The sequence below is a fragment of the Alteromonas sp. AWQ4_252 genome (assembly GCF_056158205.1).
On record NZ_JBSWSV010000001.1, the window covers coordinates 3086908 to 3099699 of the forward strand.

Annotated in this window: 10 protein-coding genes; 2 read left to right on the top strand and 8 right to left on the bottom strand. The window is 45.1% G+C overall.

What is annotated here, in order from left to right:
- The 5 genes from ACXACM_RS13635 to ACXACM_RS13655 all read right to left on the bottom strand — a co-directional run bounded on the left by ACXACM_RS13635 (position 1) and on the right by ACXACM_RS13655 (position 5999).
- Positions 1–753: a methyltransferase domain-containing protein gene (locus ACXACM_RS13635; RefSeq protein WP_474822387.1), complete on the bottom strand. Its 753-nt coding sequence runs from the start codon at positions 751–753 to the stop codon at positions 1–3.
- 5 nt (positions 754–758) lie between these two features.
- Positions 759–1523, bottom strand: coding sequence for a Nif3-like dinuclear metal center hexameric protein (locus ACXACM_RS13640; protein ID WP_474822388.1), 765 nt, complete (start codon positions 1521–1523; stop codon positions 759–761).
- A gap of 27 nt (positions 1524–1550) precedes the next feature.
- Positions 1551–2177, bottom strand: a complete 627-nt coding sequence (locus ACXACM_RS13645; protein ID WP_474822389.1) for a TetR/AcrR family transcriptional regulator — start codon at positions 2175–2177, stop codon at positions 1551–1553.
- A gap of 13 nt (positions 2178–2190) precedes the next feature.
- Positions 2191–3210, bottom strand: a complete 1020-nt coding sequence (gene sohB, locus ACXACM_RS13650) for a protease SohB (RefSeq protein WP_474822390.1) — start codon at positions 3208–3210, stop codon at positions 2191–2193.
- Positions 3211–3398: 188 nt separating this feature from the next.
- Positions 3399–5999 carry a VolA/Pla-1 family phospholipase gene (locus ACXACM_RS13655; RefSeq protein WP_474822391.1) on the bottom strand — a complete coding sequence of 867 codons (2601 nt, stop codon included), beginning with the start codon at positions 5997–5999 and terminating at the stop codon, positions 3399–3401.
- Between the two features lie 291 nt (positions 6000–6290).
- On the opposite strand from ACXACM_RS13655, the gene ACXACM_RS13660 reads away from it, so the two are divergent.
- Positions 6291–7037: a YciK family oxidoreductase gene (locus ACXACM_RS13660; RefSeq protein WP_474822393.1), complete on the top strand. Its 747-nt coding sequence runs from the start codon at positions 6291–6293 to the stop codon at positions 7035–7037.
- A gap of 18 nt (positions 7038–7055) precedes the next feature.
- Here the strand turns inward: ACXACM_RS13660 and ACXACM_RS13665 are convergent, their stop codons facing one another.
- Positions 7056–7973, bottom strand: coding sequence for a sialate O-acetylesterase (locus ACXACM_RS13665; protein WP_474822394.1), 918 nt, complete (start codon positions 7971–7973; stop codon positions 7056–7058).
- 173 nt (positions 7974–8146) lie between these two features.
- Positions 8147–9814 (bottom strand): glutamine--tRNA ligase, encoded by a 1668-nt coding sequence (gene glnS / locus ACXACM_RS13670; RefSeq protein WP_474822395.1) that lies wholly within the window; start codon positions 9812–9814, stop codon positions 8147–8149.
- Positions 9815–10032: 218 nt separating this feature from the next.
- Here glnS and ACXACM_RS13675 point away from each other — a divergent pair, with 218 nt between their 5' ends.
- A complete protein-coding gene (locus ACXACM_RS13675) occupies positions 10033–11070 on the top strand; it encodes a LacI family DNA-binding transcriptional regulator (RefSeq protein WP_474822397.1) in 1038 nt (345 codons plus the stop codon).
- A gap of 26 nt (positions 11071–11096) precedes the next feature.
- Here ACXACM_RS13675 and ACXACM_RS13680 read toward each other — a convergent pair whose 3' ends face one another.
- Complete coding sequence (locus ACXACM_RS13680; RefSeq protein WP_474822398.1) at positions 11097–12791, bottom strand: alpha-amylase family glycosyl hydrolase; 1695 nt, start codon at positions 12789–12791, stop codon at positions 11097–11099.
- Between the last annotated feature and the right edge of the window lies 1 nt (position 12792).

Genomic DNA, 12792 nt, shown 5'->3' on the forward strand with positions numbered 1-12792 from the left:
TTATGTTTTTATGAGCATAAAATGCATGTACTTGCCAAGCCAACAATAGGGTTCTTTTGCCATATAGTTGCGTTCGAGTTGAAAAAGTTGCGAGAACTGTTCGTCAGTAAGGTTTTTGTCTTTCATGTAATCGTGAAAACAACGAATACCACTGATCCGCTCAACGTTGAAACCAAGCTCACGGGCTTTGGTTAATACCGCTTTTGGACTAAGCGGATTATTGGGGTTCAGCCGCACCTGATTCTTTACCTTCATACCTTTGGCAATATAATCAAAATTTCCGTACAGAGCATTTCCAAAAAGTGCGGCATCCTTGTTAAAAAAACTCAAACTTAATCGCGCACCAGTGCGCATTTTACGGTATATCTCAGCAAGCGTGTCCAAAGGTTCCGCCAGCCATTCTAGAACCGCGTGACAAACGACGAGATCGCATGCCGTCAAATCTTCAATATCGTTAATACTGGCAAGTTGCACCTGAATGCTATCATCATCACCAATAAACTCCCGGGCGAGCTCAAGGATGTCTTCAGAGGCATCGTACAACTGGACCTGATGACCAAATTGGGCAATGGCTCTGCTCATTATGCCCGTGCCCCCACCTAAATCAGCAACCTGTAAAGGTACGTTACTCGATAGATAAGGGGTTATAATCTCAAGCAACAACATATGGCGAAGACGCCCCTTAGTTGTGCCGTAAATATTTTGTGCAAACTTTTGTGCAATGCCATCAAAATACTGATCGGTTTCTTTCACGCCAGTTACGCCGGATTATCAATATCGATAAAATTCACATCGACGTTAAACGCCGCTGCGATGTGTGCTCCTAACGCTTTTACACCATAGCGCTCAGTGGTATGATGTCCAGCAGCAAAATAATGAATACCAGCTTCCCTGGCTACATGTGTGGTTTGCTCGGAAATTTCACCGCTGATAAAAGCATCGCAACCTGCAGCAACAGCCTTTTCAATATACCCTTGCCCACCTCCGGTACACCATGCCACTTTTGATAAGGAGGCACGACCAGCGTACGGAACGTGTATCACCGAACGAGTGAGACATTTTTCAATATGGTTGGCAAATTCAGTAGCATCAATTTCTTTAACGAGCTTACCTGTGTAGATAATTCCCGAAGGCTTAACACCGCTTAAGGGCGAAAGTTGCTCTAACCCTAAAACTTTTCCAAGCTGCACGTTATTCCCAAACTCAGGGTGCACATCAATAGGCAAGTGATACGCAAGAAGATTAATATTGTGCTGTAGTAATGTGCGTATTCTACGTCCTTTCATACCAGTAATGGTGGGGTTTTCACCTTTCCAAAAATAGCCGTGATGAACCAGAATTGCGTCTGCGTTTAATTTCACTGCCTGTTCAATTAACGCTTGTGATGCAGTCACCCCTGTGACAATACGGGATACGGTTTCATTACCCTCAACCTGTAGGCCATTTGGCGCGTAATCCTGAATTTCAGCCGTGTTAAGTTTATCTGCTAGGTAATTAATAAGCGTGGTTCTAGGTATGGACATAGGAAAACCTGAAGAAAGTTAATCTAATTAGCGGGACCCTGCGATGCCATTAGCCATAAATGGCACCATATGAAGGATCACATCCTTGATGGAAACCTGCTGGTCGAAATCAGCCTCCGCTATTTCCGTAAGAGCCTGACTCGATGCCATTGAAAATACGAAACTTCCCATGGCGAAATGTGTTCGCCAAAACAACTCATCATCGGCGATATCAGGTAAACAGCTATGTATAGTTTCCATTAACCGGGCTACGGTACCGCCATAACCTGTCATGATAAAGCGACGTAAATGACCTTGGGTTTCTGTATAGCCCCGGCCTAGTAGTTGTACAAAACGTTCAGTACCATTTGGCCTTAAGTCTGACAATGTCATCATTGGTGGAACCAAAGACAACAACACGGTTTCTATACCACTAACGCCTCTTTGTGCCGGTAACTCAGAAATAACCTTGTCTACTTGCGGCATGAGAACATCAAAATAACGCTTTAGCACTTGCTGTATGAGGTTCTTTTTACTGCCAAAGTGGTAATTCACGGAAGCCAGGTTAACATCTGCTCTGGCGGTTATATTTCGCATGGACGTTTGCGCATAGCCCTGTTCGGCGAACAAGGCTTCTGCAGCATCGAGTATACGAATTTTCGTTTCTTTAGCCATAGCCGTTAAAGCATTAGAACCAAAAACGCGATTTGGATAGTAATCGCGTAACGCTGCGCTCAACGGCAGTTGAAAGTGAGATCCCCAACTTCTCTGCCATATTTTTCTTTGTCGTGTACTTGACCGCATAAATCTCACGGGCAGGATGATGTGACATAATGTAATCATCAGATGTCATCAATTCATCGACAAGGCCTTTTTCTAAGGCTTCGTTACCCAACCAGACTTCACCTGTAGCTACCTGATCAATGTTGAGTTTTTCTCGCTGGGATTGTACCCAGTCTTTAAACTGCATGTGAATACTTTGTAGATCCTGCTTGAACTTTTCCCGACCTTCTTCAGTATTTTCTCCAAAAACTGTGAGCGTTCGTTTGTAATCGCCAGCCGTGTGTTGTTCAAATTCAACATCATGTTTCTTCAGTAATTTGTGCACGTTAGGGATCTGCGCCAATACACCAATTGAACCGATGTATGCAAAACGAGCAGACAACAAATGATCAGCTACGCATGCCATCATGTAACCGCCGCTTGCCGCGACCTTATCAACTGCAATTGTTAGCTTAAGCCCTTTTTCTTTGATTCTTTGCAACTGTGACGCGGCCAGACCATATCCATGAACAACACCACCGCCACTTTCCAAGCGAAGTAAAACTTCGTCCTGCGGCTCAGCTATACTTAAGATCGCGGTGATCTCTTCCCGCAATCGATCAACTTCATGAGCATCCATTGACCCAACAAAGTCTAAAACAAACAACCGGGATTTTGACTGCTCAGTGCTGTCTTTACTATTTTGTTTTGCTTCTTTTTTTTGTTCTTTGGCCAGCTTTTTAAGGGCTGCTTTATCCAACAACACAGATTGTGCGTATTGTTTAACATCGCTTAATTGCTCGGTAATAGAAACAATTTCCAGTTGTCCTTTACCTGGCTTTTGCCGACTGGCTGCCCCCACTACCGCAACGAGAACCAAAACAATCGCGATGACTAGGGTTACGGCTTTTGCCAAAAAAAGCCCGTAATCGTAAATAAACTCCAAACTACTCTCCTGATTATGTCGCTTTGAGTAATACCTAATGAATACGCTGGTGATGAACTATTGTCATTTGTATTAACCCGCGTTGTATAAACTGCGTAATATTACCAGCGTTTATGAGTGCTGACGACTCCGTACCAGTGTACAGACAAAAAAAAGGCCGGTAACCCGGCCTTTTCGCTATTTAGAGATTAATTTTTCACCACATCGGTATTGGTTATAGGCAATACCGTGGCGTCTGAAGCTAAGAACGTGGCAACCTGAGTTTGCATTTCAGTCGTAGTTGCTGCACTAGCAGTCGGACTAAGACTCGAAGCATGAGCGCCCTCTGTAAATAAAACCAAACCCGATACGTCTTCGCCGGCCGTAGTAGTACTAACCTGCTCCAAACCAATAATAGCCGCCAGAGGCTGTTGCCCTGCCAATGGAATACCCGTAGTCACTGGGATAACCTGGTCTGGTAAGTTAGTGTCTCCACCATCCCCGACAACAGTCATCATATGCACTGGAGTATTACTTCCTAACAATGCGCCGTAATTATTGGCATCGGCGGCGTCTAAGACTGACTGTGCTGCAAATGCAAATTCATTAAAAACAGCCTGCACTGTTGCCAGTTGTTCTTCTGTGGCATTGCCGTAAAACGCATCCACTGCCGCAACTAATTGCGCTTGTGTTACTTCAGTGGTGTCGTAGAGTTGTACCAGGAGTGCCTGGAACGCTTCGGAAGCTTGAGATAGCAATAAACCTTTTATCAACGGACCAAAAGATGGTGATTCAATTAGGAATTGCGCCAAACCGCCACCCGGTGACTCCAACGATGCAGCCTGAACAGTGTACAAACCATCAAGGGCAGCCAATTCGTCACCCATGGAACTGTTGGCCACTGCGTTAAAATTAACCCCGGTGATTCCGCCCAGTGAAACCCCCATAAAATATACACGGCTCATATCAAAATTAGCCGCCATAGTAGAGGTTTGATCGTTAATTACATTCATTCCTAAACGCAAGCCCAGCATGTCGGAGACGCTTTGACGAACATTGTCACGGGCTGTCGGTAAAGATTGTAGATTCATATAATGAGTAGCAGCGACGGATGTGGCATTTATTTCGTCCACCCCGTCCATATTTATATCAAACCCGCGACTCCCGTGTAACGGGTGATCAATGGCTACAGTGGCAATACCTGCTAAAGACAACGCGCCAGTTATTGCAAGCATGTCTTCTTTTTTGCTCGTAATACCGTGCATCAATATCGCTACCGGCCAGCCTGCATCAGGTTTTGCTAGGGTTCTGCCAAGTACAGCTGCTACAGATGGGTCTGGAATCGTAACCTGTATATCCAGCGTTTGTACACTTTTCGCTTCTGGAACCGGATTAAACTTGGTTATATTTCGCTTACTGTCGACCATCTGACCGCCGATGCGTAAATCGGCAAGTCCAAGTTGAGAACAAAGTGCAGCATTTGGTCCAGGTGTTGCAGCAGCAAGAGTTTCAGTGGGCAAGCTTGCTAAAATAATTCCACTGTCACACGCAGCTTCCCAAAACTCAGTAGTAGGCGCAAGAGGTTCTTCAACTGACGGCGATGCTAAATAATAAGGCAGTGAAATGTTACCTTCATATCGGCTTGCAGCACAGAATGGCCCAGCTTGAGCAAGGATGCCAGAGGAAACACCTACAGCAAAATCGTTTAACGCTCCCCAAATGGCCGCCAGATCGCCCCGTACTGTAGCGGTAAGCCCATCGCAGGTTTTCAAGGAATCAAAACCGCCGGCTTCAAGAGTTGCCTGAATTGTAGGAGCAAAGGCACTTAGTTCATCGGGCAGACTGGCAATACCAAGTTGAACCGCACCGGCCAATGTTATATCACTTACTAATCCCAGTGCTTCCATAGCATTACTTGCTCCACTGGCATCAGAAACTGTGACCATGGGAAGTGCCTGAGCGGCGGTGGGGTCACCCGCGGCCGCACGAGCTGCATATTCTGCCACCATCACTTTTTTAATTGATTGTAACGCTACATCCGTACTCTGCGTAGTAAACGCTGAGATGTATGAGATACTATCGCGTTCGTAACCAAGCGCTGTAATTGGCGCAACCAAGGAATTCACCAATCCTTGTAGCAAGAGTTGAGAGTCTGAACTTAGCGGTGCTGTGTTAATGTCCTGACGGGCGAGCTCCCATGAACTGGAACCTCTCACCCCTTTTCCACTGCTATCTTTAAGGTCTGTAGTCATTACTAACATATAACCAGAAGCAGGTTTAAGAGGTTTTAGCGGCACCACAGAAATGGTGTCGTCATCGACTAGCGTTAATACATAGTCGACACCGTACTGAAGTTGGTCGCCTACTTTGCAACCAGATGAAGGAATTTCAGCAGTGGCGCAATCAGGGTCACTTTGATCAAGACCGAGTGTTGCTTCAAAAAGTAAAACCCCTGCTGATAAAGTACTGGCATCTAATGATACGCCACTGGGTGTATCGACATCGATGACAAAGGGATGTTGAGTAGACCAACCGTCTAACACGTTAAGTGCGTTTTGAGGGTCGGTGAAATCTGTGGGATCATCCACGGGAATATTCAATGTGTAATCGAAGAAGCCGTCATCGCCCGGTAACATAAGTAAGTCGTTCGGTACATTCAGATTGCCTTCTGCCGGGTCGAATAAAACACGGGAGAATGGCGTTTGAACAGGCGTATCCGCCTGTATTTCGTCCATTGATTCGCCAGAGCCGCCACAACCCGATAAACCAAGCGCCAGGGCAACGCTTGTACTAATAAAGAGTTTTCTCATTTTGTCTCCCTTACTAAAGCTTTGTTGTTATTGTCTGGTAAAAACCATTCAAATGCGTTCAATCTAGTCCCGTTCCCGGGTTTTAATACAAAAATTAAACAAGTATGACCAGTTGTATATAGCTTAATATTATGGGCTTTATTTAAATTTTGCAAAGGTTTGTTAACTTTTCGTAAATTAAATTTTTCTAAACGCTCTTATTAGGACAATAGTTTACAAACCAATTATCACAAGTATGATCCCGTCACTATCTATTAATTTTTCCAAAATTCAACGCGAGGAAAATCGCTAATGTCACATATCTATAATGCGCCTACTGACTTACTTCATAACAAAACAATACTCATTACCGGCGCTGGAGACGGCATAGGTGCAGAAGCTGCTAAAACTTTCGCGGCCCATGGTGCGACTTGTATTCTACTTGGGAGAACAGTCAACAAACTGGAACGTACATACGATGAAATCGTGCGTAACGGTGGTGCAGAACCCGCTATTATTCCCCTCGATTTGAAAGGGGCTACAGCGAAAAATTATCAGGATATGACACAAAGTATCATTGACCAGTTTGGTGCTTTAGACGGCCTGTTACACAATGCATCAATGCTGGGACATCTCAGTGTTTTTAAAGACATTCCCGATACAGAATGGCAGGATGTGATGCAAATAAACGTTAACGCCGCTGCATTGATGACTCAGGCGTTGCTCCCCGCCCTTGAAAAGGCGCAACATGCTTCGGTTATCTTTACAACATCAAGTGTTGGGAGAAAAGGAAGAGCATTTTGGGGTACCTACAGCGTGTCAAAATTTGCCACTGAAGGAATTATGCAAGTCCTGGCGTCGGAATACGAAAATCGAAACATAAGATTCAATTGTATTAACCCTGGAGCAACTCGCACAAATATGCGCGCCAGTGCATACCCTGCTGAAGATCCACAAACGTTAAAAACACCAGCAGACATAATGCCTTTATATTTGTATCTCATGGGAGAAGACAGTAGTAAAGTCAATGGTGAAAGTCTCGATTGTCAGCCCAAATAAGTGTACGAAATCGCAATGCTATGGAAAGCAAGAGGTTTTCAAAGACCACATAGCCTTAGCAAAAGCTTCACCTAATGCTATGTAAGCTTTAGATGTGTAATGCCAACCGTCTTCTATGTGTTGTTCGTTGTCCAGCGCGGTAACATAAGCTGCGCATGTGTCAGCGGCAACGAATGATTCCTGCGCATGGTGAACCACCTTAATATGTGGCATTTTCACACTGCCGCTATTGGCTCCGGAATCCGTTATTTTACCGATTACCACGGGTAGCGCGTCATCCCTCAAAGCAGCCCTGATCAACTTCATCATTTGCATAAGGTTTCTTTCATATTCCGCGGCTACTGCGCTACTTGCAGCGGCATCTGACTCACCTTGCATCCACACAATACCTGCGGGTATCAACTTATCAGTTTCACCATCTAAGTCGATATCCTGTTCATCAAATCCGTCTCTAATCGTCGTCAGAAAGTGGTCGAACTGATTGATGCCTTGTTTATCGCTGTAAAATGGATACCAGCTGCCATAGCCAGTATTTTCTGCCAGTGCGGAGCCTCCTTTTGCGTATTTAATGATAGCTATATTGCGATTTTCACTTAATTCATTAATGGCATGTCCAAAGGAAACTTCCGGGCCAAAACGATCACTGTACAAACTCACCCTGCCATTCGACTTAAACCCAACGCCAGTACCAGGCTGTAATGGCGCCCAAACGCCAGCCCCGCCTCGACGGTCATCGTCTTCTGCCGGATGACCTGCAAACAGGTAAATCTGTGAAGAAGGGTCACGAAATAACGGCTCTAACGTTTTAGAATAACCGTAACCCACCATATTAGATTGCCCGCCAAGAAAATAAACGTCGAAGGTTTTTCCCTGGCAAACAGGCGCAGCACAGAGGAACACAAAAGCAAAAATATGATGACAAATAATCTTCGGCATAATAATAAATCCTGACATGGCGAAAGATTATACTAATCCGGTTAAAGTCGTGGTTGCAAGAGGGAGTTTACGCCGAACCTGTTTCGGCATAAAAAAACCCCAGTAATTGGTATGTCCAACTATTGGGGTCACTTCAAGGACGCGTTTTGTTAAGCAAACTTAACGAGGTTTACTTAGCCCTCACCCATTTTTGCCCAGGTATCGCGTAAACCGACGGTGCGGTTAAATACTTTGTTCTCGGGCGCTGAACTACTATCGAGGCAGAAGTATCCGGTTCGTTCAAACTGCCACCCGCCTGCCGAAGGGTTAGTGTTTAAGTTAGGCTCAACGTAACCGTGCTTTACTTCCAGCGAACCTGGATTAATAACACTGGTAAAGCTTTCTTCGGCAGCGGGGTTAGGCACAGTAAACAGTCTGTCGTACAGTCTGAACTGGGCAGGTTCACCGGCTTTAGCATCTACCCAGTGAATTACGCCCTTAACCTTTCTACCATCTGCAGGGTCTTTGCCTAATGTGTCAGCATCGAAAGAACAATAAATAGTGGTAATGTTGCCATCCGGATCTTTGTCAACACGCTCGGCTTTCACTACATAAGCGTTTCTCAAACGCACTTCCTTGCCCAGGACTAGCCGTTTGAATTTCTTGTTTGCAGATTCTCTGAAATCATCAGCTTCAATCCAAATCTCGCCACTAAACGGCAGTGTGCGTTCGCCCATTTCAGTGTCGTTAGGGTGGTTTGGTGCCGTTAGAGTCTCAGATTGCCCTTGAGGATAATTTTCGATGACTAGCCTGACAGGATCTAAAACAGCCATCGCCCGAGGTGCATTAACGTTTAAGTCGTCACGAATACAGGCCTCGAGCATACCCATTTCAACCATGTTATCCATCTTGGTCACACCAATCCGTTTACAAAACTCACGTACCGATGCGGGCGTATAGCCTCTTCGGCGAAGTCCTGCGATGGTCGGCATACGCGGATCATCCCAGCCCTCAACATGCCCTTCTTCCACTAATTGGATAAGCCTGCGTTTACTCAATACAGTGTATTCAAGGTTTAACCTGGAGAATTCGTATTGACGGGGTGTGCAGTCAATAGAAATGTTCTCAATTACCCAGTCATACAAGCGACGGTTATCCTGAAATTCAAGGGTACACAATGAATGAGTAATGCCTTCTATGGCATCAGAGATACAATGAGTAAAATCATACATTGGGTACACACACCATTTGTCACCTGTTTGATGATGGTGTGCAAATTTCACCCGGTAGATAACAGGGTCTCGTAAACACATAAATGGCGAAGCCATGTCAATTTTGGCTCTGAGGGAACACGCACCTTCCGCGTATTCGCCGGCAGTCATTTTTTCAAACTCCGCCCTGTTGGTCTCCACAGACGTATCGCGGTAAGGGCTGTTCTTCCCGGGCTCTGTAAGCGTTCCGCGCATTTCACGCATAGTATCCTGATCGGAAAAATCGACATAGGCCAGACCTTTGTCTATAAGCTCCATTGCAAAACCGTGGAGTTGCTCAAAATAGTCGGAAGAATAGCGAGCATCACCTTCCCAAGTGAAACCAAGCCAAGTGACATCTTCTTTAATTGCGTTTACATACGCGATGTCTTCTTTCACTGGATTGGTATCATCAAATCGGAGGTTACACGTGCCCTGATAGTCCCGGGCAACGCCAAAATTCAGGCAAATAGATTTGGCGTGACCTATGTGCAGGAAACCATTTGGCTCTGGTGGAAAGCGCGTTTTAATTGCGTCGTGTACACCTGCTGCAAGATCTTTGTCGATGATTTGCCGGATAAAGTTGGTCGGATGATGTTCCGTCTCCGCCATTCTGACATTCCCCTTAAATAGTAAACTTTTTCGCAAAAGTGAATATTATACCCTGTGACTGGTTTAGCCACTATGATTAATTGACGCCTTACTTGCTAATTGAATAGAAAGAAACCGCTTTCTATACTAATTTCATTCAACTGCTAGTCTGCTAACCTATAAAACTGTGCTATTCTCACACCAATAGTGTTTGTTGCACAGCTTCTTAAGTTGATGAAATGAAAGATAAAGCTACTTCCTTTGATATTGCTCACCGGGCTGGTGTATCCCAGTCTACCGTATCCAGAGCGTTGAATAACAGTCCATTAGTCAATCTAGAAACCCGGCAGAAAGTGCAGCGTATTGCACGGGAACTCAATTACAAAGTCGACAAAAACGCCAGCAATTTGCGCAAGCAAAAGAGTAATACTATCGCGCTGCTTTTGTTCGAAGACCCCACGTCAGACGATTCCATGATAAATCCTTTTTTTCTCAATATGCTGGGAAGTATTACCCGCGCTTGTGCCACTGCGGGTTTTGATTTACTCGTGTCTTTTCAACATCTTGAAGATGATTGGCATGCCGAATACGAAGATTCCAAGAAAGCGGATGGCATTATTTTGCTGGGATACGGCAATTATACTGAATACCGGGATAAACTCGCACAGCTAGAAAATCAAGGAACACATTTTGTTAGGTGGGGAGCTCCTGATACTGAGCATCCTGGAATTTCGATAGGTTGCGATAACCTGCAAGGCGGATTTGACCTTACCCGACACCTGATAAAAGTTGGCCACAAACGCTTTGCATTCGTTGGTGATGCCGGCGGCCACGCGCCGGAGTTTTACGCCCGTTTCAAAGGTTATCAGCAAGCGTTGAAAGAAGCGAACCTTATGAGCGGTCATATCAAACAACTTGACGCTATTTCAACAGAACAGGCAGGCTACCAGGCGATGAAAACACTCTTGGCAGGAGAACAAAGGCCAGATGTGGTCGTGTGTGCATCAGACCTTATTGCTACCGGCGTACTTCAGGCACTTAGAGATGAAAAGATACAGGTACCAGAAGAAATTGCTGTAACGGGCTATGACAACATTTCTGTCTCCGGTTACACAACACCGGCATTAACCACTGTTCAGCAGAATACGCGGTTAGCAGGAGAGTTACTTGTGGAATCCCTGCTTAAAGCCATTAATAAAGAAACTGTTAGTGATTATCTTATGCCAGCAGAGCTTATTATTCGACAGTCATGTGGCTGCGACAACACCATTATCTAGGCGGGGCGAAACGCCCCGCGCTACCTTTACTGATACTGTATTTGTTCCGTTAGCGCAGACAAGAACGCCCGATCATTAATCTTCCCCTCCCTCACCCAAACCTGCACAGAGTGCCCGTTAACCGTTGCGTTCAATTCACCGGATGCAGTTACGGAAATGGTTCTTCCGCTGAGTTGCTCCACCCACTCTCCGGATTGTAAATGCTCGTCGATGCTGAACTCCGCGCTCTCGTCACCTTTGTTCAGCAGCACAAGTGCAGTTTGTTGAACATCACTATTTTGCAGAACACGATAAAATGCGGCCAGGTTTCCATCTAAAGACAGCACATATTGCAAGCCGTTATGCAAAGCGGGCGTTTCCTGGCGAACCCTGGCGATGGCTTTTAGTGATTTATAGATATCATGATCAGGTGCCTTATCTATATTGCCCTGCCCTAGATAGTTGCGATTACCACTGTGCTCGGCGGTTCCGCGCATAAAACCAATCTCTGAGCCTTGATACACAACAGGAATTCCCCTGGTAGTGAACAACCAATTATGTGCATCGATAAACCCATTGTTCGTTGCATCAATTCGTGGCATATCGTGATTATCATAAAAAATGGTTAAATCATACGGATTGTTATAGGGCCCGTGAGTGAGAAATAACGTTTCACCTAATAGTTCAAAACCCTTGTTCTCTTGACCAAATACTGAAACCATTGCTTTTTGCATTGGAAAATCAAGCACACTTATACCACCATTTTTCGGTAGCGTATGCTGGGCGATAAAGTTGGCATCGTATTGAAAACTCTCACCAAACATATAGAAATCAGGGTGTACAGCGCGGATCCTATCAGACATCAGCCGCCAAAAATGATGAGGTACATGACGAATTGTATCAATGCGAAAGGCGTCTGCACCCTGCTCTATCCAGTACAGGTAAGAGTTTATGAGATACTCCTGCACGTCCGGGTTACTTTCATTAAGGTTAGATAGCTCTACCAAGTCAGGAAAGGGATGGAAAAAACGTTGGGTGGGCAACGTTGTATCTAACGCCGTTGGGTGTAAGTTTTGATGATCAGCAACCAAGTTTCCATCTTTATCATATATCTCGCCGTAGCCAGGCTGGTCGACAGGCATTGAAAAACTCGGCGAACCGTGGTTAGCAACAATGTCAAATACCGCCTTCAACCCTTTCTTATGCAAGGCTTGAGTATAATCCTTCACACTGAGATCAGAACTGACAAGATGTTCATCCGGTTGAAAAAAGTTTGTTGCCCAATAGCCATGATATCCAGTTTTACCGCCATCTTTGAATTGCCCACCAAAATCAATAGGTTCACTACCGGTAAATGCCTGGTCTGGATTATCCACTACAGGTGTCGTCCAAATAGCGGTAAAGCCCATGCTTTTAATATAATCGAGGTTATTCACTATACCTTTGAGATCGCCGCCCATATAGCCCACGTAGGCGCTTTGACTCTCAGGCCCATGCAGAGGAAGTTGCCAAGTTGGATGCTCACCGCCCTGATCTTCGTAATTGTTATTTTTATCGCCATCAACAAAACGGTCAGTCATCACAAAATACACCGCTTCTTTGGTAAAAGGCTCGCTTGTGCCCTGAATAACAACATCTACGTCAGCTGTTCCAACAGTCACTGAAGAAGTAGCTGAGGAACATGCAGTTAAAGTAAAAGATGTGAGAAGAACACAAGAAAGTGTCCGGGTTACTGCGACCATT